The organism is Hyalangium versicolor (assembly GCF_020103695.1).
Classification (GTDB): domain Bacteria; phylum Myxococcota; class Myxococcia; order Myxococcales; family Myxococcaceae; genus Hyalangium; species Hyalangium versicolor.
In genome coordinates this window covers 79,269-97,624 of the sequence record NZ_JAHXBF010000037.1, presented here as the reverse complement: position 1 = coordinate 97,624, position 18,356 = coordinate 79,269, and the positions used below count along the sequence as shown (strand labels likewise).

16 protein-coding genes are annotated in these 18,356 nt (G+C 67.3%); 9 read left to right on the top strand and 7 right to left on the bottom strand.

The window, feature by feature from the left end:
• Positions 1–445: 445 nt before the first annotated feature.
• The 4 genes from KY501_RS46915 to KY501_RS46900 all read right to left on the bottom strand — a co-directional run bounded on the left by KY501_RS46915 (position 446) and on the right by KY501_RS46900 (position 3,089).
• A complete protein-coding gene (locus KY501_RS46915; protein ID WP_224371607.1) occupies positions 446–691 on the bottom strand; it encodes a hypothetical protein in 246 nt (81 codons plus the stop codon).
• Positions 692–922: 231 nt separating this feature from the next.
• On the bottom strand, positions 923–1,165 hold the full coding sequence (locus KY501_RS46910; RefSeq protein ID WP_224371605.1) for a DUF5953 family protein: 243 nt from the start codon (positions 1,163–1,165) through the stop codon (positions 923–925).
• A complete protein-coding gene (locus KY501_RS46905) occupies positions 1,152–1,715 on the bottom strand; it encodes an imm11 family protein (RefSeq protein WP_224371603.1) in 564 nt (187 codons plus the stop codon). Before KY501_RS46905 ends, KY501_RS46910 begins: the two co-directional genes overlap by 14 nt.
• Positions 1,716–1,733: 18 nt before the next feature.
• Positions 1,734–3,089: an AHH domain-containing protein gene (locus KY501_RS46900; RefSeq protein WP_224371601.1), complete on the bottom strand. Its 1,356-nt coding sequence runs from the start codon at positions 3,087–3,089 to the stop codon at positions 1,734–1,736.
• 651 nt (positions 3,090–3,740) lie between these two features.
• Here KY501_RS46900 and KY501_RS46895 point away from each other — a divergent pair.
• Positions 3,741–4,685, top strand: a complete 945-nt coding sequence (locus KY501_RS46895) for a tetratricopeptide repeat protein (RefSeq protein WP_224371599.1) — start codon at positions 3,741–3,743, stop codon at positions 4,683–4,685.
• A gap of 92 nt (positions 4,686–4,777) precedes the next feature.
• Here the strand turns inward: KY501_RS46895 and KY501_RS46890 are convergent, their stop codons facing one another.
• Positions 4,778–9,187: a pilus assembly protein gene (locus tag KY501_RS46890; protein WP_224371597.1), complete on the bottom strand. Its 4,410-nt coding sequence runs from the start codon at positions 9,185–9,187 to the stop codon at positions 4,778–4,780.
• Between the two features lie 251 nt (positions 9,188–9,438).
• Here KY501_RS46890 and KY501_RS46885 point away from each other — a divergent pair, with 251 nt between their 5' ends.
• The 3 genes from KY501_RS46885 (at position 9,439) to KY501_RS46875 (ending at position 13,774) form a co-directional block, all read left to right on the top strand.
• Positions 9,439–11,286, top strand: coding sequence for a vWA domain-containing protein (locus KY501_RS46885; protein ID WP_224371595.1), 1,848 nt, complete (start codon positions 9,439–9,441; stop codon positions 11,284–11,286).
• An 81-nt stretch (positions 11,287–11,367) separates the two neighbouring features.
• Positions 11,368–12,051, top strand: a complete 684-nt coding sequence (locus tag KY501_RS46880; protein WP_224371592.1) for a hypothetical protein — start codon at positions 11,368–11,370, stop codon at positions 12,049–12,051.
• A 226-nt stretch (positions 12,052–12,277) separates the two neighbouring features.
• A complete protein-coding gene (locus KY501_RS46875) occupies positions 12,278–13,774 on the top strand; it encodes a CBS domain-containing protein (protein WP_224371590.1) in 1,497 nt (498 codons plus the stop codon).
• A 107-nt stretch (positions 13,775–13,881) separates the two neighbouring features.
• Here KY501_RS46875 and thiD read toward each other — a convergent pair whose 3' ends face one another.
• Positions 13,882–14,694: a bifunctional hydroxymethylpyrimidine kinase/phosphomethylpyrimidine kinase gene (gene thiD / locus KY501_RS46870; RefSeq protein WP_224371588.1), complete on the bottom strand. Its 813-nt coding sequence runs from the start codon at positions 14,692–14,694 to the stop codon at positions 13,882–13,884.
• Positions 14,695–15,026: 332 nt separating this feature from the next.
• On the opposite strand from thiD, the gene KY501_RS46865 reads away from it, so the two are divergent.
• The 5 genes from KY501_RS46865 to KY501_RS46845 all read left to right on the top strand — a co-directional run bounded on the left by KY501_RS46865 (position 15,027) and on the right by KY501_RS46845 (position 17,806).
• Positions 15,027–15,215 carry a hypothetical protein gene (locus tag KY501_RS46865; RefSeq protein ID WP_224371586.1) on the top strand — a complete coding sequence of 63 codons (189 nt, stop codon included), beginning with the start codon at positions 15,027–15,029 and terminating at the stop codon, positions 15,213–15,215.
• An 11-nt stretch (positions 15,216–15,226) separates the two neighbouring features.
• Positions 15,227–15,604: a hypothetical protein gene (locus tag KY501_RS46860; RefSeq protein ID WP_224371585.1), complete on the top strand. Its 378-nt coding sequence runs from the start codon at positions 15,227–15,229 to the stop codon at positions 15,602–15,604.
• Positions 15,605–15,738: 134 nt separating this feature from the next.
• Complete coding sequence (locus tag KY501_RS46855; RefSeq protein WP_224371583.1) at positions 15,739–16,284, top strand: hypothetical protein; 546 nt, start codon at positions 15,739–15,741, stop codon at positions 16,282–16,284.
• A 20-nt stretch (positions 16,285–16,304) separates the two neighbouring features.
• Positions 16,305–17,162 (top strand): hypothetical protein, encoded by an 858-nt coding sequence (locus KY501_RS46850; protein ID WP_224371581.1) that lies wholly within the window; start codon positions 16,305–16,307, stop codon positions 17,160–17,162.
• The gene (locus tag KY501_RS46845; RefSeq protein WP_224371579.1) at positions 17,159–17,806 is read left to right on the top strand and encodes a hypothetical protein; all 648 of its coding nucleotides are present in this window, start codon (positions 17,159–17,161) and stop codon (positions 17,804–17,806) included. Before KY501_RS46850 ends, KY501_RS46845 begins: the two co-directional genes overlap by 4 nt.
• A 6-nt stretch (positions 17,807–17,812) precedes the next feature.
• Here the strand turns inward: KY501_RS46845 and KY501_RS46840 are convergent, their stop codons facing one another.
• A complete protein-coding gene (locus tag KY501_RS46840) occupies positions 17,813–18,238 on the bottom strand; it encodes a nuclear transport factor 2 family protein (protein WP_224371577.1) in 426 nt (141 codons plus the stop codon).
• Positions 18,239–18,356 lie beyond the last annotated feature (118 nt).

The window sequence follows — 18,356 nt, the reverse complement described above, 5'->3', positions numbered from 1 at the left end:
CCCAGCCGTCGCCACAGGCCATGCGTCTACTCATGCAACAGTTGTAGAGAGCCATCACGACATTGGGGCAGGGTCTCGGAATAGGGGGTAGATGCGCGTGGGGCGCAGTGACCGAGAGTCACCCAGCGGGCCTGGGCCCCACTCCACTGTTGAATCTCGCCTGTAGGAAAGTAACGGAGGAATATGCGCGTGCCGTTCTGGCGCTCCGCCACGAGTGCCGAGGCCATCTCAATGGGCGTGGTCTTGTGGCGAGCCGGAGCCGGGTTGCCCGGCCACAAGCGGACTTCCGCCATGGCCACAAACGGGTCGAACGCATCCGTCGGCCATGCGCTGAGATCACGCGAGGAAGGAGGCGCAGCGCAGAGATGGTTGTGGACGTACCCCACTATCCACACCTGAGCGGGTGGATAGTCGTGATCCTTCACCACGAAGAACGGCCTACATTTCACATGCCCACGATGGGCCGCTGCGTTGCCCAGTCACACACATTGGCACCCGGGAGCTTGAGCAACGCGTCCGCGACATCTCGAAGCAAGGAGATGGGGATGGAGGTGTCCCCCGTGGGCATCTCGACGGCGGGCACTTCCGACCACGGTCCGCGAGGGACGGGCGCATCTTGCGCCGTCATGTTGACCGGGGGCTGAGTAGCGCATGATGCTCCGAGAAGGAGAAGCGGGAGCAGGGATTTCATGAACGCCTTCTCGCGAAGGGAGGACGGAGCCCAGCAAGGTGGTACGGCAAGCCTACTTTCTTCGCGAGCCTGCTGGCACACCCGCAGCCAGGCATACGCGCCCCTGGGAAGCTGGGGGCCGCTGTGGCGGACCGAGCCCACCAACAGTGGTGGTCCGTGGACGCCCCGCTTGCAACGGGGTCCGGTGAATCTCACTCCTGGACGAAAAGTCACTGATCATGCGCTGAGCGGTCACGGAGAGTCGCGCCCGCCGATCTGCGGGAAGCGCTCGTAGGCGCGTTTGAGCGCGTCCAGGTGGGCGGGGTTGTCGAGGTCGAGCGGTGCATCGGTGAGTTGCACGACCCATCCGCCCGACGGCGTGCGACGCGCCCGCTTGAGCAACTCGGCGTCGCGAGCCGGGTCTGGGAACCCGATGGCTTTCGCGGCAGCAGCAGACCAATAGCTCAGCCACCCGAGGTTATTAGACCTCCTCAAACCTCGCGCCTATCGCGCCCATTCGCGCCAAGGCGTCGTGGAGCTCCTCGGAGACGATGAGCGGGCCCGTCCACCCCTCGAGACGGAAGACCTTGGTGTTTCCCACTTTGGACTTGTCGATGCGTAGATCCCGCACGGAGAAATAATGACCGATCTTGTCGGGCACTCCGTCCTCGTGTGTCCAGAGTTCGATCCGGGACGCCTGTTCGTCGATGCAGCGGATGAGACGTGTGGCAACGAGGATGAGGTACTGATCCGGTTGGTCCTCCACATCCACGGGGAGCAGTTGGACATCATCCGGGGCCAGCTCCGCGAACATGGACGCAACCCGGACATGGATCACCGGGATGCGGATGCCTGCCTCCGTGTAGTCCAACGGCTTGCCCGCAATCTCGACGGGGATCCTCAAGCGTTCCTGGATGTGGACAGGTGCCCCGATACGAAACTGCGCGTCGTCCACCTTTCGGCCCTGACGGTCCGTCGGCATGTTCAGGTGCCAGCGATGCGGGACATTCACATCATCGGAGAGTCTGAAGAAACGCTTGGACATGGGCTCCACTTAGCGTGACTACCGCCGGGTGACGAGTTGGTTCAATTCTGTCCCCGGCGTAGCAATCTGATCCGCCAGTCGCTTGAGGGCCCTCGTCAGCCTCTCACGGCACACCACGGCGCTGCGACAGGCAACCGTTGCATCTTCCAGCACGTCGTAGACGATCTGGTGATAACGCTCGGGGTGGGGTCCGTAATGCCCAGGCAGAGGCATCTTGTTCGCCGGGTCATCCAGCGTCATCCCGGCCCTGGCGAAGATCTCCCGGAAGCGCGGCGTCCACTGGCCCCCACGCGCGGTGGACTTCTCGTTGCAGATGGTAGCGATGTGGTGCGTCTCGATGCAGGGGCCCGTGCTGCTACTGCCACTCGCCCCCATGGCCACCGCGTTCGCGGGCAGCGTGATGCTGACACCCTCGGCACTGACCGCGATCTCCTCCACCGCCCCCAGGGCGGAAAGAGAGAATCCTGCCTGCCCCTCGGCCTGCATGGCCACCTGCGCCGAGCCGGGCAGCGTCGGCACCTTCGCCGCAAACTGCTGCGCCGTCGCGCCAATGGCCGCAACCAACAGCATGACCAACGCACGCGCGGACTCGCTCCCGAGAATCCTGCCGAAGCGCTCGCCCGCGTCGCGGAGCTGCTCGAAGGTGGTTGCGACCTTCGCCGCCTCCGTCAACTCCGCCCAGCCCGTCACCAGGTTGCGGAGCGTGTCATAGCCCACATACAGGAGAATCCCGACGCCCAACACCGCCACCAACCCCGGTGCCACGGGGTTGAGCAGCAGGATCAGCAGCATGGAACCCAACGTCCACAGGGCCGCGCTGAGGAGCGCGCGGAATTCCACCATCCCTCCGAGCGCCTTTTTCATCTCGTCCAGGACGGGGCTCTTGCTCATGGCCAGCGCCCAGACGTAACGGCCTTGCATGTCCAGGTAGCGCCCTGCCACCAGCGCGCCCCCGAGACAGTCTCCATAGAAGTGGTAGGCGCTCCGGCACCAGAGTCGATAGCGTTCCGCCAGCGCAAGCTCCTCTTTCGTCAACGTACCGTCCCAGGACTCGCCGGGCCCTGCTGGCACCAGCTTCTTCTCCCGCTGGAGGTAGAGGTAATTGCCGCTCTGCGGATCCATCTGAAACGCCGTCTCCACCGTCTGGCGCGGCGTGCCTCTCAACCGCACCTCGCTCGCAAGGTGCCTGACAGCCTGCTGGGACTCCCCTTCCTCTAGCACCACCGGGGGCAGGTCTGCCGTGCGGGGTACGTGGACGACGGCTTTACCTTGGCCGGTGTACTCCACGAGGGGAACCCGAGAGGTGCCAGCACACCCAAGGACGAACACCATCAACAGCGCTTCGGCTTTCCAGAGAGTCCGCCACGGCAGCATGCATCACCCCTTCGTGCGAGCAGGTGAGCAGGGTAAAGGGGCGCCACGGAGAAGAGGAGGAACCGCTGGGTGGCGCTCGTGCTTCACCTCCGGACGTCCTACGGGGATAGCCTTCCTCCCGACGCTGACGCCTGCATGCCCGCTGCGTCCCTGCTCCCTCCCTACGTAGCGCTGCGCCGCGGCGATGATCCTGCCTGGTCGCTCGCCGCGCGCCCACCTCGTATGCACCACTGGGCCGAGCCGGATACGGCGAAGGCATCAACGCAGCACTCGGGCGCTATCCCGCCGGTGGTTGGGTGACGACCACCTTGCCTTGCCGGGTCACCCTTGGCGAGGCAGGCGACTACCGGTCGGTCGGTCGAACCTGAGCCAGGACAGAGGGCAGAACTCTCTCCATCCTTGGCGTCCACCCCGCTCACCCCCCTCCGGAGCCCACTCCGGGCCGCCTGCTCTCCAGGGTGGAAGAGTGGCGTTCCTTTTGCCCCCTCTCTCGGGTAGAGGCCAGAGGAGCCCACCAGGGAGGGGGGCACACCAATGGACTTCGGGTATGCTGCCGCGCCTCACGGGGCCGCGCGCCGCGTGCTCGGAGCCAATCCATTTTCAAACCGTGCCGAGATCGCTGATCCCCGGCACCGCTCGAAAGGCATGTGCATGAAGAAACTGGGAAGAGTGGGGCTGGTGCTGGGAGTGCTCACCCTGACGGGGACGCTGGGCTGCGAGGGTGCGCCCGATCCCGCCAAGGAGCACCGCATCAAGGCCACCAACCACTTCAACAAGAAGGAGTTCAAGCAGGCCGCCGCCGAGTATGAGCTGTCGCTCCAGGCGGACCCCAACCAGGAGAAGTCCTGGAAGGAGAAGGCCTTCGCCCACCAGCAAGTCGGCGAGCACGAGAAGGCCGGCGAGGCCCTGCTGAAGTACGTGGAGTTCGTGAAGAACCCCACGGAGAAGACGGACCTGTACCGCGTGGCCGCGGACGAGTTCCGCCAGGCCGGCAAGGTCGAGGACGCCGAGAAGGCGCTGCTCCAGGTGCTCGCGACCAAGGGCACCAACGAGGAGAAGTCGGAGCTGTACCGGGTGATCGCCGACCAGTACCGCCAGGCCGGCAACCTGGATCAGGCCGAGGCCAAGTTCAACGAGGCCCTCAAGCTCAACCCGAAGGACGAGGCGAGCCTGGGCTGGCTGGCGGCCATCTACTCCAAGCGCGGCGGCACGGAGAACGCGCAGGCCACCGCGGTGCCCGAGCACCTGGACAAGGCCATCGCGTACCTGGATCAGGTCGTCGCGCTCAACCCGGACTATCCCTTCACGTACATCAACAAGCGCATCGTGATGGCGAAGTACATCCAGTACGAGCAACAGCAGCAGACGACGCTGGAGGCCGAGGCGCGCACCAACAAGAACAAGGCCAAGTCCGCCGAGGCGATGGCCCAGGCCGCCGAGCACCTGAAGAAGGCCCAGGAGTATCAGAAGCAGTACGAGGACCTCACGAACGTCTTCAAGGAGAAGCAGGAGAAGTTCAAGGCCAAGCAGGCCGCGGAGAAGGCGGCCAAGGAAGCCGCGCAGCCTCCGGCTCCGACGCCGGCTCCCAACAAGTAGGCCCCACGGGCCCGGACATTCAGGCCCGCACATGAGAAGGGCTCGGAGCCTCGAGTGGGTTCCGAGCCCTTCGTGCTTTCAGCCCGCCTCTCTCAGTCGCAGAGCGTGGCCACGCCCTCGTGGCGGCAGCCGTGGCCGCGAGGGTCGAGCTCCAACTGGTAGAGCGACTTCACGCCCTCGTCGCTGCGCTGGATCTGCGCGCGCGTGGACTGGCCGGGCCCCTGCTGGCTGATGCCGAGCACCACCTCGCCGCCGCCGATGGAGACCTGCATCGCCGGCTCGGCGGGAGCCGCCACGGTGGTGCTCTCGGTGTAGCGCGCCCACTGGTCCTGGCCCTTGTCGTAGAAGCCCACCGCGCAGTTGGCCAGGCCCGTGGCGAAGTTGGCCTGGTACAGCCGCGCCACGTTGGTGCCCGTCGTCGAGCACACCGCCGCCGTGGCGCCGCTGGGCTCGAAGGAGCTCCACAGCACGCAGCCGGCCTGCAGCGTGCCGCTGGTGCCGGTGCGCTCGTTGTCCAGCGCGTACTGGATGTACCAACCCTTGCCCGTGGGCACCGCCGCCTGGGGGCTGCTGGTGACCTGGCCCGAGTTGTCGAACTGGCCGACGTCCAGCAAGTCGCTGTCCGTGAGCAGGCTGTCGTCATACGCGGAGGCCTCGGCATCGGTGTCGAAGCGGCGCGTGGGCGCCGTGCCGCCGTACGTCCACACGCCGTAGTAGCGCTGCGGGTACGGCTGCGTGTCCTGGACGAGGTTGAGCTGCGCCCAGGTGTTGGTCTCGTCGCGGCAGCTCCACGAGGAGGTGTCTCCATCGCATGTGTAGTGGATGGAGCCGTCGTTGGTGTTGAGGCAGCCGTTGGCCGCATCGTTGTTCCAGGTGAGCGTCACCTCCGCGCCCGCGCACGAGTTGCCCTGCGAACCCACGGACTCGGTGCCCGAGGTGTAGTGGTAGCCACTGTACGCCGCGCTCGTGGTGTAGAGCGTGGAGCCTCCGCGCTGGACGGTGAGCGTGTTGTTGACGGCGCAGCCCTGCACCGCGCAGGCGCGCGGGTTGGACAGGCGGCAGGCAGTGCCCTTCTCCAGCAGGTTCTCCCGGTCGCCAGTGCCCACGAAGGTGCGCAGGAAGCCGGTATCGGGCTGCAGGGTGTTCACGGTCATGAAGCTGAACGGAGCGCGCAGGGCCTCCGCATCGCCCGTCTTCCCGGCCAGGTTGGCCACGCGGAAGGCGCGCGCCGCGAACCAGTTGTCCACCTGGCCCTTGCCCGCGTTCCACACGCCCGGCTTCCACAGGCGCACCATCCACAGCTGCCCGCCATAGTCACCCACGGTGGCCGAGTCCCACAGCGTGTCCGCATCCACGAGCGGACTGTCCGCCTTGCCGATGTCCATCATCGAGAGGCCCGCGCCGATCGGGTAACGCAGGTGCTCCGAGCGGCTCTGGCCGTCTCCATGGAAGAAGCTCCACACGGTGTGGCCGCTCTGGAGATCCACGAGGGCCATGCCCCGGCCACGAAGCATGTGCTCGTCGAAGCCTCCGTTGAGCGCCACCACCCACCGCTCGCGAGCGGGCGTGTTGTCGATCAGCCACGGCCCCGTGCCGGGGTTGTCGCTGTCGCCCGAGAAGGCGCGCAGGGCCTGATCCGCATCATCGGTGAGCGCCACCGGGCCGATGGGCGGCGGGCGCGGCGCGAAGCTGGTGAAGCTCTCGCCCACCTGCAGAGCGAGCGCATCGCACGGCTGCGGCCACATCCACAGGAAGTCTCCCTGCTGGCTCGGCGCCAGGTTGGCGGTGTCTCCCGGGTTGTGGCCGAGCACGCGCGTCAGGTCCAGCGCGAAGCGGTGCACACCGCCCCGGCCGGTGCCCACCACGGCGACCGTGCGGTACTCCTCCCACTGCTTCTTGTTGTCCTTAGCCCCGCCCACCCCGTCGATCCACACGTCTCGCACCATGGCCGTGCCGTCCACGAAGTAGGCGTGCTTGCCGATGTTGGGACGCAGCTTGGGCAGCAGGTCCGGAGGGATGAAGGCCCACAGCTCCTCGCCCGTGCCGTCGTCGTACTTCCGCTGGCCGGTGAACGGATCCACGTCATCCGAGCTGCTCACCTTGGTGCCGTTGAGGAAGGAGTGCAGCATGCCGTCGTTGGCGCCCACCAGGAGCACCTTGTCGCGCTTGCCCGCCTCGTACTCGTACTTGTCGTAGGCGAGCACGTCCGTGCGGCCCGGCGTCGTGTAGCCGTTCTGCTGCGGCGTGGAGCCGGAGAAGAGCGCCGACAGGCACTGCGTGGAGAAGGAGCAGAAGCTCTTGGGCATGGGTGGATCCACGGCGGCCGGCGACGAGTGGAAGATGTCGCCGAGCAGGAAGGGCCGATCCTGTCCCTGCAGGAGCGGGTCGGGGTTGAGCGCGTCCGCGCCGCGGTACCAGCGGATCACGAGCTTCGCGCAGTCCATGGCGGACAGACTCGGGAGCCCCAGCCGGTCGGCAAGGTCCTGGCACGCGGCCGGGTTGTCGCTGATGCCCAGGTACTCGCGCAGCAGCGCCGCGTTGGCCTCGGTGAACTCCACAGGCGTGTCCCGCGAGTCCAGCTTGCCGTCCCCGCCGGGAACGTTGTTGTCGATGAGGGTGTAGATGCGGCGGGTCTTCCACCGGGTGGGGCCCTCGGCGTGCAGCTTCTCACCGGCCTCCCAGATGGGCTGGGCCGGCACGAGCGGCGAGAGCAGCTTCACGAAGTGGCCCTCCTCGTCCTCGGTGACGGCGTCCCCCGCCTTGTCGATCATCAGCGTGTCATCGCAATCTCCATCCTGGTTGAGGTCCCCGCCCGCGGCAGGGTTCATCGGATCGCAGCCCAGCAGGCGCTCGGGGCTCTCCTTGAAGCGGTAGAGGGAACCCTTCCACGGCTCCGTCTTCGAGCGCGCCGGCTCGAAGCGAGGCACCACCGTGCCGCTGGCGCCGCCCACCTGGAGCGCACTGGCCGCGGGGCTCGAGAACGAGGTGGCGCGCGTCTGCACGGTGTTGATGATGTCCAGCAGCGCCTGCTTGAGGCTGTTGGCGTCCTGGGTCGTGTAATACAGGCCGCCGCCCACCTCAGCGGTGTGCTTGAGCAGGTTGCTCTTCACGCCGAAGCCCACCGTATAGGTGACGATCCGCTGCTGCTTCTCCGTGTTGAGATCGCCCACCTGATCGGGCACGTGGTGCTGAAGGTCCTTCTCGTAGAGGAACTTCGCCACGTCATCCAGGTAGTAGTTCTGGTTGTCATCGGTGAGCACGGTGTCGCTGGGGCCCATGTCCCGGTTGGAGGGCAAGGGGCCCGAGGCGCACGGCTGGCTCGCCGGGCAGTACACGGGGCCACCGTTGAGCGCGCGCAGCTTGGCCGCCATCGCCAGGGACACGGAGTCTCCGCTCGGCTCGCCATCCGTGATGATGATGACGGACGTGCTCTGGCAGCCCCAGCACACGCTGCGGTCAGGCGAGATGAGCGCCGCGTTGGCGAACTCCGACGGGTAGTTGTAGGCCGAGCCAAAGCCGAAGTCGGTCTCGTACACGCTCTTGTCCGAGGTGAAGTAATAGCCCACGTTGAGCAGCGAGCGCCCCAGCGGCGTGCCCGTGTTGAAGGACAGGTGGTTGATCGCGTCGATGTAGTCCTCGCGCAGGCCGTTGAACGCGGTCGAGTCACTGACGATGGCCGAGCACGAAGGCCCCTGCGGCCGCAGCGGGATGGTCAGCGCGGGGTTGCTGTTGAGCGCGAAGTTGCTCAGGCCCACGCGCACCCGCTTCACGTCCTTGAGGATGGACTTGAGCACCGCCTTCGCGGCGACGTACTTGGGCGGGTTGAAGTTCAGGAAGCGGCCCCAGAACACGAAGTCCAGGCTCGTCTGGTTGCCGCTGTTGCGGCCCTCGGCGTCCTTCTCCTTCCAATAGCCCTTGGTGCTCAGGCACTCCAGGCAGCGGTTGTAGTCGGCCGCGCCCGTTGTGTTCCAATTCACCACGCGCGCCTGGCAGACCTCCGCCGCCGAGTTCCACTGGGGAGGCGGGTTGGTGCTGTCGGTCCAGTACAGGTACGCGTAGAACTTCTCATCCTGGAACAGGTTGGGGTAGCCCGGATCCGCGGCGAAGCCCGTGCCCGGATCCGGCACCGGGTACTTGAAGCTCGGATCCCAGCCGCGGCTGGCCGAGTACGCATCCAGGCTCGGGTTCTCGCAGCCGTTGATCGTGTCCTTGAAGAAGGCCTCGTGGTTGCTGTTGACGACCTGAGGCAGCTCGCGCATGGAGCTGGAGGCATCCACCAGGAAGTGGATGTTGGGCGAAGCGCCGTCGGTGCTGAAGAAGCGCTCATCGCCAGAGACATCCTTGCCGCGCAGCACGTCGTTCACGAGCGACGTGGTGAGCTGGCAGCAGGCGGCGGTGTTGGTGGAGGGGTTGCCGAGTTCGGCATGAGCGCCGCCCGCGAGGCCCAACACCACGAGGCCGAAGCAGAGCTGGCGGAGGACGGAAATCCCAGAGTGCTGCATGGTGGTTTCTCCCTGCGAAGCCGCGCGAGCCCCGAGGGCCCCGCGCGGCGAGCCGGGCTTCTGCAAACTCCGTCCCTCGCCCAAGCTCCGCTCAAGCCATCGAAACGACGGGCCTTTCCGCTCCCGGCTCACCTGTCCCGACCCGGGGCTCCGCCTCGCAAACTTTGCACTCCGCAAAAGGTTCGCGGGAACCTGCCGCGCGCACCGTTGTCCAACTTTCCCGAAAGCCCGAAAGCACGAGGGAGGGGTTCATGAGGCGGAGCCGTGTGGCCGTCAGTGGGATCGTCTGCGCGCTGTTTGCTGGAAGCACGTTGTCCGTGGGGTGCCGCTCGCGAGAGGAACAGCCGCAGCCGCTCGCGGAGCGCGCCAAGGTGAAGATGGAAGGGAAGAAGGCAGAGGATGCCAGGCTCGCGGCCGCGCCCGCCTCGAACCGTCCCCCCACCGTCCTGGACAACGGAGCGGTGGAGAACATGAACAAGACATTGACGCCAGCCCCCTCAGGCCTGGCGGCCAAGTCGGGAAACTTCGGAGGCCTTGGGATTGGAGGCCTGGGCTCGGGTGGCGGAGGCCTGGGCCTGGCGGGGAAAGGCAAAGGCAGTGGCTATGGCGGCGGCGCCGTGGCCTATGGACAGGGGAGCGCCATGCTCGGTGGCAAGGGCATGGCGGCACCCAGGAAGTACGCGGCGGGTGCCAAGTACAACGAAGCGCCCCCGGCGGATCCGTCCAGCAACTCCGAGCAGTACCACGATTGGGGCGTGAACCCCTTCGTCACCGCGAGCGAGGATCGGCTCTCCACCTTCGCCATCGACGTGGACACGGGCTCGTACACGCTGGCGCGCAGGAAGATCCTCGAGGGCTCGCTGCCGTCTCAAGAAGGCGTGCGCGTGGAGGAGTTCCTCAACTATTTCCGCTACTCCTATGCAGCCCCCACGGACGACTCGCCGTTCGCCGTGCAGATGGACGCGGCGCCCTCGCCGTATACGCCCGGCCGCCACCTGCTGCGCGTGGGCGTGCAGGGCAAGCAGCTCAGCGTCTCCGAGCGCAAGCCCGCGCACCTCACCTTCCTGGTAGACGTCTCCGGCTCCATGCAGTCCCCGGACAAGCTGCCCCTGGCCAAGCGCGCCCTGCGCATGCTCGTGGACAACCTGCGGGATGGGGACACCGTGGCGCTCGTCACCTATGCCGGCAGCGTGAAGGTGGCCCTGCCTCCCACCGGCCTGGAGCACAAGGCCGTCATCCACCAGGCCATCGAGGAGCTCGAGGCAGGTGGCTCCACCGCCATGGCCTCCGGCATCGAGCTGGCCTACCAGCAGGCCATGAAGACGGTGGATGAGCAGTCCGTCTCGCGCGTGCTCATCCTCTCGGACGGAGACGCCAACGTGGGCGCCACCAGCCACGAGGACATCCTGAAGATGATCCGCGGCTACGTGAAGGAGGGCGTCACCGTCACCACCGTGGGCTTCGGCATGGGCAACTACAAGGACGAGCTCATGGAGCAGTTCGCCAACAAGGGCAATGGCAACCACTACTACGTGGACTCGCTCATGGCCGCGCGCCGCATCTTCCAGGAGCAGCTCGGCGGCACGCTCGAAGTCATCGCCCAGGACGTGAAGCTGCAGGTGGAGTTCGATCCCGCCCAGGTGGCTCGCTACCGGCTGGTGGGCTACGAGAACCGCGCCATCGCAGACATCCAGTTCCGGGATGACAAGGTGGACGCGGGCGAGCTGGGCGCCGGCCACACCGTCACCGCGCTCTACGAGCTGGAGCTCAAGGGGGGCGGCACGGGCGACAACCTGGCCATCGTGCGCGTGCGCGCCAAGAAGCCTCGCGGCGAGAAGGCCTCCGAGCGCGAGTTCCACTTCTCCAGCAGGTACCTGGCCTCCAGCTTCGCCTCGGCCAGCCCGGATCTGCGCTTCGCCACCGCCGTCATGGGCGCCGCCGAGTTGCTGCGCCGCAGCCCCCACGCCCAGCGCTGGAGTTTCGAGCAGGTACAGAAGATCGCTCGCGAGGCCACTCCCGCAGGCAATGCCGAGCGCGAGGAGTTCCTCCAGCTTTTGGAGAAGGCCCGACCGCTGGTGGCTCGCGTCGCGGCGCGTTAGGCGCGTTTTCCTACAGCGACTGAGTTGTCAGACCCCTTCTGTAGTGTCGCTGCATCAACGACACACGAAGGGGCTGTACCCATGGCGGAAACCCGTGAGTCGCCACGCGTCTCGGTGAACAAGCTGGGGGAGTACCTGACCGCTTCACCGGCTCGTCGCAAACGCATCATCCACGACCAGAAGCACCCGTGTGATCCGCAGTACCTGCGTTACCCGGAAGCCTCGCTCGCCATCACCGAGTTCCTCTGTGGCCACCTGAACGCTCGCATCCTCCGAGACCACCAGGAACGCTTCTTCAACACAGTGCCGCAGACGGAGTTCGAGGCCCAGCGCTTGCAACTGTGCATCGAGGCGCTGGACCGGTTCGCCTCGATGGTGCCGAAGCTGGAGCTGGACAACACCATCATCAGCGCGGTGGGACAGGAGCCCCCGGTGCTCGAGGTGGCCGGCGTCACCATCAGCGTGCGCCCCGAAGTGGTGCTGCAGATGTTGGATCGGCGCGGGGAGAACAAAGTCGGGCTGCTCAAACTCTACTTCGCCAAGTGGCACCCGCTGGACGAGCGCTCCGGGCAATACATCGCCACGCTGCTGCAGAGCTTCGCCGAGCAGCATCTGAGGCATCTGGGTCCCGCGGACCATCGCCTGGTCCACGTGGTGGATGTGTTCGCTGGCACCCTCTTCGAGGCCCCCAAGGCGAACTCGCGCCGGCTGCACGACGTGGAGCTGGCCTGCGAGGAGATCGGCGCGCTCTGGAGCGTGCACTGAGGTTCGCGGTGCTCGCGTTGGCACATTGGATCCGCTCCGTTCACCAGCGGGCGGCCGGGGTGTCCGACTCCGAGCGTCCGGCCTTGAGAACCTGACCTGCCGCGGACAGACGGCCTGGCGGGCGGTGGCGTCCCCTTGGAGCCCGAGGGCGCCATCCCCAGTCTTCGCCGCCCGCGCTCCCCATGGCGAGCGCGGGACATTCACTCCGCAGTGGAGGTTCTTCCAGATGGCCGACAGACGAATGGACAACGGCAGGGACGACGGTCGTACTTCTCAGCGCCCGGGCGTCCCCGAGAATGGGACAGGCGTCTCGCTGGGCAGCACGGATGTGTCGGCGCGCGGCATCGATATGTCGAAGCGTGGCGCGGATGTGTCGCCTCCCGGCTCTCGCGAGCGTGCCGAGTCCGATATCAGCGGCTACAGCCCCGAGCGCGATGAGGATCCCTCCCTGCGTCAGGGCCGCTTCCACCGCGCCGCGTCGATGCGGCTGGCGCAGCCGCGCACCAGCTCGGACGTGGCCACGGGCCTGGGCACCGGCACCGGCCAGGGCATGAGCGGCATGGGTTCCGGCGCAGGGATGAGCACGCGCGGCACGATGGGCTCGAGCGACCACGATCTCCGTCCTTCGGACTGGGGCAGCCGCAGCCAGGGTGGCTACTCCCAGGGCCCGTACGGGCGGGACGATCGGGATGAGCGCTATGCCACGGGCATTGGAGGCGCCCAGCAGCGCATGGGTGATCAGGACCTCCGTCACTCGCTGGAGACGCGCCGCGACGTGGGCGGCGAGAACTACCGGCAGTGGGACCGCACCGGCTACGGCGCGGACGAGCGCCAGCTACGTGAGGACCGCGGCCAGTACTCCGGCGGCCAGTATGGACACCCGGGACAGTACGCGCAGGGCCCATATGGCACCCAGGGACAGTACGGCGTGGGCCAGTATGCCGGCCAGGGACAGACCGGGGTCCAGGGACAGTACGGCGTCCAGGGACAGTACGGGCAAGGCCTGTACGGACAGGGGCAGTACTCGGGCATCGGGCAGAGCCCCAGCGGCCTGTACGGACAGGGACAGTACGGACAATACGGACACCCGGGCCAATCCTCGGGCCAGGGCCGGTATGACTCGGTGCTGGGCCTGGGGCAGGCCAGCCCGGGCCAGCCCGGCACGGGGGTGAACATCGGCCGGAGCGAGACGTATACGGCTCGGGGCTCGGAGACCGAGCACCGCCGCCAGGGTGGCACCGGCCTGGGAGGTCTATTCCGCCGCTGGCAGCGTGAACCGCTCACCGCGCGGGAGATCATGACCCGGGGCGTGAAGACGCTGCGCCGCGACAGCTTGCTGCGCGATGTGGCCCAGTTGATGAAGGACGAGGACTGCGGCGTGGTCCCCATCGTGGACGACCGGGGCTGCCTGGTGGGCATCATCACCGACCGCGACCTGGTCATCCGCGCCTTCACCGGTGGCAAGACGCCGGATCAGCTCCGCGCCCAGGACGTGATGACGGATGACGTGGAGTGCGTCCACCCGGACGAGGACATCCACAGCATCATCGAGCTGATGGGCAAGAAGCAGATCCGCCGCATCCCCGTGGTCGAGAAGGATGACCGCGTCATCGGCATCATCTCGATGGGCGACATCGCCAACCGCGCGGACTTCGACGAGGAGCTGCAAGAGGCATTGGATCGCATCTCCTCGAAGCGCTCGTTCTGGAGCCGGCTGACCTGATGCGCTCGAGGTAGGGGAGAAGTGGCGGCTGGGGAGGCGCACGTGACACGCGCCTCCCCGAGCCTCCCGTGAGCGCACAGCTTCGGCCCCAGCGCGGTCAGCGGTGATTACGAATCACCCAGGACGGAGAAGTGGCTGAAGGGCCCGTTGCCCCGGCCGAGCGCCAGCGGGTGATGGAGCGCCGTGGTGATGTAGTCCTTGGCGCGCCGGGTGGCATCGAAGAGCTCTCGGCCGAGCGCCAGGTGCGCGGCGACGGCGGCGGACAGCGTGCAGCCGGTGCCATGGGTGTTGGGCGTGTCGACGGTCTCCACGCGGAGCGTCTCGAGGCGCTGGCCATCGAACCAGACATCCGTGCCTCGCAGGGCGCCGGGCATGGCGCCTCCCTTGACGAGCACGGCCTTGGGCCCGAGCCGGTGGATGCGGCGGGCGGCCTCGTGCATGTCCTCGAGCGTGTGGACTTCGAGGCCCGCGAGGAGCTGGGCCTCGTGGCGGTTGGGCGTAACGAGGGTGGCCAGTGGGATGAGCAGCTCGCGCAGGGCGCCGACGGCCTTGTCATCGATGAGGCGCGAGCCCGCGCGGGAGACCATGACGGGATCCACCACGAGCGGGTTGAGCTTGAGGAGCCGGACCTGCTCGGCGACGGCCATGATGATCTCCCGGTTGGAGAGCATGCCGATCTTCGTGGCGTTGACGCCGATGTCCGAGGCCACGGCCTGGATCTGCGCGGTGACGGCGCCGGCGGGGAGCACATCGACGCGGGTGACGCCGAGGGTGTTCTGGGCGGTGATGGCGGTGAGGGCGCTGGTGCCGTGGACGCGGTGGAACGCGAAGGTGCGCAGATCGGCCTGGATGCCGGCGCCGCCACCGCTGTCCGAGCCAGCGATGGTGAGCGCCGTCGCCACATGCCTGGGGGATTCCATTGTCTGGGGAGCCTCCTGGGGTGCGGGAGCATATGCTGACTCCACCGATGAACTCCCGACTCTCCTGGACCTTGTTGGCTACCTGCTCACTTCTGGTGGCTTGCGGTGGCTCCCAGCAGTCGCTCCGAAGCTCGCCTGAGAGCGACTCGCCAAGGCATTCGTCCACCTCCCGAACCTTCGAACTCGTCTACACCTCTGGAGGAACGCGAAACTGCGACCAGGAGCACATCGAATGCTTCCGGCGATGCTGGAACACGCAGCCTCCCTACCCCCTCAAGCGTGGCGACAAAGGGCACGACAAGTACTGCACGAAGAAGTGCCGCGAGGAGTACATGGAGTGCCTCAAGGAGACCGAAGCGCATCCGCTCGCGTTCCCGGATATGGAAGCAGCCAAGGGCTGGCTCAGCCGCCCTCGAACGGAGGTCCTGGTAGGAAGCATCGTCATGGTCGCTGGCGCAGCCTTCGTGGTCACCACCGCGGGAACGGGAGTGTTGGTACTGCTTCCTCTCGCCGCCCTTTGAGGAGAGATGCCGTGACGAAGCGCCTGGAGGAGTTCGATTTCGAGGCGGCATGCCGTGCGCTGGGCAGTGTCTCTGAAAGCTCCCCTGCGGAGTCGCGAGAGGCCGTGGAGCTTGCGGCCTACGCGCTCCAGTTTCTTTACGTGACCGACCAACTTCCGTCCTTCCGCGAGTACCTCCGAGACATAAAGGAGCCCGCCACTCGCGAGGCTCATGTCGAGCACGTATTCGATGACATGCCTCACGCCGTTGAGTGGCTGAAGGAGTCAGCGCCCGCTCCGGGGGTGTACGTGAAGGTCGGGGAGAGGACGTACGAGGTCTGGCGAGCCTCAGATGGGAAACTCCTCCTCGTGCCACACGTCTCTTCCGCGGATCTCGACTCCGACTCATGAGGTGAGGCCCGGTGCGGGCGATGAGACTCGGGGGTATGGCTGTCGGGCCACGGCGTGGGCGCGTGCTCCTCTGACAGGCAAGCTGGCCCCGAAGATGCACAGCGGCGCTTGTCCTCTCTCGTACCGGAGCCCGCATGCAGCCTTCCTCGATTGCCGCGCCTGGCGGCACGCACGCCCTCGCCTTGCCTTCCATTCGTCCGCTCGCGATCGGCCTGGGCGGCACCGCTCTCTTCGGCTTCGCCCTTCGCACCGCTGTCACCCATGAGGCACTCAGCGTCACCCATCTGGGTTGGGCCTTCGCCCTCCCCGCGGTGAACCTGCTCGCCTGGGCACTCTGTCTGCCCGCGCTCTACATCCTCTGGGTCACCCGCCAACCCGGGCTCGGCGCCGCTCACTGCGTCCAGGCCGCGCTCGACGCGATCCACACGCTGGGCGTGTGCCTCGTCTCCACCACGCCTCTGCTCTGGTTCTTCGCCGCCACCGCTCCCGAGTCCTCCATCGTCTCGCCCCTGGCGTTCCTCTTCACCGTCCTCGCGCTCCTCGGCAGCGGCCACGTCTTCTCCCAGTCGCTCGAACGCCACGGGGTCTCCTTCACCAGCTCCACCCGCGTCGCCTTCCTCGTCCTCCACGCCATCACCTTCGCCCAGTGCGCTCATGGCGCTGGGCTCTACTGGCGCTGATCCGCACTCCCGAGGCTCCCATGTCCGCGTCCATCACCCAGCCTTCCGTGCCGCTCTCCGTGTCTGCCTCTGCTCCGGCGGCCCTCGTTTCTTCCGCGCCCGCTGTGGCTCCCGCAGCCGCTGCCGTGGTTCCTCCTTCGCCCACCAGCATCCTGCGCACCGCCGAACTCCTCCTGCGCAACCCTTCCGCCGTGCTCGCCCAGGTCCAGGCCGGAGGCCCCGAGCTTCGTGAGCTGCCCCTGCGCCTCACTGTCTGCGCTCTCGCGGGCTTCGGCGTCTTCGGCTTCCTCCTCGGCTTCACCCGCTCGCCTCTCGCCGGAGTCGTCGCCGCTCCCAAGCTCATGCTCGTCGGCCTCGGCAGCCTCGGCGTGTGTCTGCCCGCGCTCCACGCCTATGGCCGACTGCTGGGCGCTCGCATCTCCCCCCTCCAGGCCGTGTGCGAGGCCCTCGTCGCTCTCGCCACCACTGGCCTCACCCTGCTCGGCCTGGCTCCCGTCTGGCTCGCCTTCGCCAACGCCGTCAACCACCCGCCCACCGGCTACTTCCACGTCATGCTCGGCAGCCTTGCCTTCCTCGGCCTCGCTGCCCTGCGCGGTGTCTGGGTGCTCGTGAAGGCGCTGCGCGTCCAGGGCCGCACCGTGCTCCACCTGCTCGCATGGACCGCCCTCTACGGCATGGTCGGCGTGCAGATGGCCTGGGTCGTCCGCCCCTTCGTCGGCAACCCCGGCAGCCCCACCGTCGTCCTCCGCCCCCTCGAGAGCAGCGCCTTCGATGCCGCCTCCACCCTCTGGCGCTCCAATGTCGACTCCCTCCAGGGTGACTGGCAGCCCCGCTCCTCCGGGAGCTCCTTCGACAGCTCCGAGGAGAACTGGCGATGATCGCCCTCGTCACCGTCGTGGCCTACTGCCTCACCGGCGTCACGGTGGCCATGGTGCTCGGACGCAGCGAGCCCCGAGGCGCCATGGGCATTGCCCGCGCCAGCCTCCACGCCTGTCTCTGGCCCCTCTTCCTCCCTGTCTTGATGCCCGGCACCTCCGCTCCCGTGAGCTCCGAGAACTCCCGCATCGAGGCCGCCGAGGCCACGCTCCACGATGCGCTCCAGCGGCTTGGCCGCGAGCTGGGGGATCCGCTAGCTCTGGAGACCGCTCGGGTGCGCTCGCTCGGCACGGCCTTGCGCGCGGCATCGCGCCGGCTCACCGAACTCGATGCCGTGCTGTCCACTCCGGATCATGACGTGGAGAAGCTCGCCCGCGAGCTGGCCGCGATGGATGAGCGCCAGGACTCCAAGCCCGTGGCCGACATCCTCCGCGAACGCCTGGCCCACCTCTCCCGCCTGGAGGCCCTGCGCACCCAGGCCCGGGGAGACCTCGAACGCGCCCTGGCCCGCGCAGGTGAGCTGGCCACCCGCCTCACGCTCCTGCGCTACGAAGGTGCCACCGCCCACGCCGCTGGCCGCGCCCGCGAGCTCACCGACACCATCGACGAGCTGTGCCGCACGCTCGAGGCCGTCCGAGCCGCCTGACGCGGCTCACGCCGGCGTGGTCGCCGGAACCTCCGAGCGCTGCGCCATCCCGTGTGAAACCTCCCGCCCGAGCAGCCCCGGATCAAAGTACGCGTAGAAGCGCCGGATCTGATCGCCATCCCACTCGATGATGGAGACACCCTCGTAGCTCACCGCGGCGCCGTTGTGGGCGGTGCCCTGCGTCTCCCACTCCAGGGCCACCTTGTCCCCCGCCTCGATGGCATTGCGGAAGGAAGACCGCACCCGGTCCAGCATGCCCTTGTACTCCGTCCAGAAGTGGCGCGCCCCGTCCTTCCCCGAGAACACGCGCTGCGAGGCGGCGTTGCTCACCTGCGCGTTCTCGCCGAAGAGAGACACGAGGGTCTCCACGTCCCCGCGCTCCTCGAGCCTCCCCAGTGCATCCATGAACCGCTGCGCTCGCTCCATCGCCATGCGCTCCTCGCTCGGCCCGTCAAAGGCGTATCGTTCGAAGGGTGTTCACGCGGCCCACTCCCTGCTCCCATCATTGCCCGCTCCCTCGCTGGGCAGAGCGGCTCCAGCCAACATTCCT

Excerpts from the sequence above, each read along its gene's own strand:
- KY501_RS46855 (WP_224371583.1), top strand. The coding sequence starts at position 15,739 with ATGCAGCCTTCCTCGATTGCCGCGCCTGGCGGCACGCACGCCCTCGCC.
- KY501_RS46845 (WP_224371579.1), top strand. The coding sequence starts at position 17,159 with ATGATCGCCCTCGTCACCGTCGTGGCCTACTGCCTCACCGGCGTCACG.
- KY501_RS46900 (WP_224371601.1), bottom strand. The coding sequence starts at position 3,089 with ATGCTGCCGTGGCGGACTCTCTGGAAAGCCGAAGCGCTGTTGATGGTG.
- KY501_RS46885 (WP_224371595.1), top strand. The coding sequence starts at position 9,439 with ATGAGGCGGAGCCGTGTGGCCGTCAGTGGGATCGTCTGCGCGCTGTTT.
- KY501_RS46865 (WP_224371586.1), top strand. The coding sequence starts at position 15,027 with ATGGAGTGCCTCAAGGAGACCGAAGCGCATCCGCTCGCGTTCCCGGAT.
- KY501_RS46880 (WP_224371592.1), top strand. The coding sequence starts at position 11,368 with ATGGCGGAAACCCGTGAGTCGCCACGCGTCTCGGTGAACAAGCTGGGG.
- thiD (WP_224371588.1), bottom strand. The coding sequence starts at position 14,694 with ATGGAATCCCCCAGGCATGTGGCGACGGCGCTCACCATCGCTGGCTCG.
- KY501_RS46840 (WP_224371577.1), bottom strand. The coding sequence starts at position 18,238 with ATGGCGATGGAGCGAGCGCAGCGGTTCATGGATGCACTGGGGAGGCTC.
- KY501_RS46905 (WP_224371603.1), bottom strand. The coding sequence starts at position 1,715 with ATGTCCAAGCGTTTCTTCAGACTCTCCGATGATGTGAATGTCCCGCAT.
- KY501_RS46850 (WP_224371581.1), top strand. The coding sequence starts at position 16,305 with ATGTCCGCGTCCATCACCCAGCCTTCCGTGCCGCTCTCCGTGTCTGCC.
- KY501_RS46875 (WP_224371590.1), top strand. The coding sequence starts at position 12,278 with ATGGCCGACAGACGAATGGACAACGGCAGGGACGACGGTCGTACTTCT.
- KY501_RS46915 (WP_224371607.1), bottom strand. The coding sequence starts at position 691 with ATGAAATCCCTGCTCCCGCTTCTCCTTCTCGGAGCATCATGCGCTACT.
- KY501_RS46890 (WP_224371597.1), bottom strand. The coding sequence starts at position 9,187 with ATGCAGCACTCTGGGATTTCCGTCCTCCGCCAGCTCTGCTTCGGCCTC.
- KY501_RS46895 (WP_224371599.1), top strand. The coding sequence starts at position 3,741 with ATGAAGAAACTGGGAAGAGTGGGGCTGGTGCTGGGAGTGCTCACCCTG.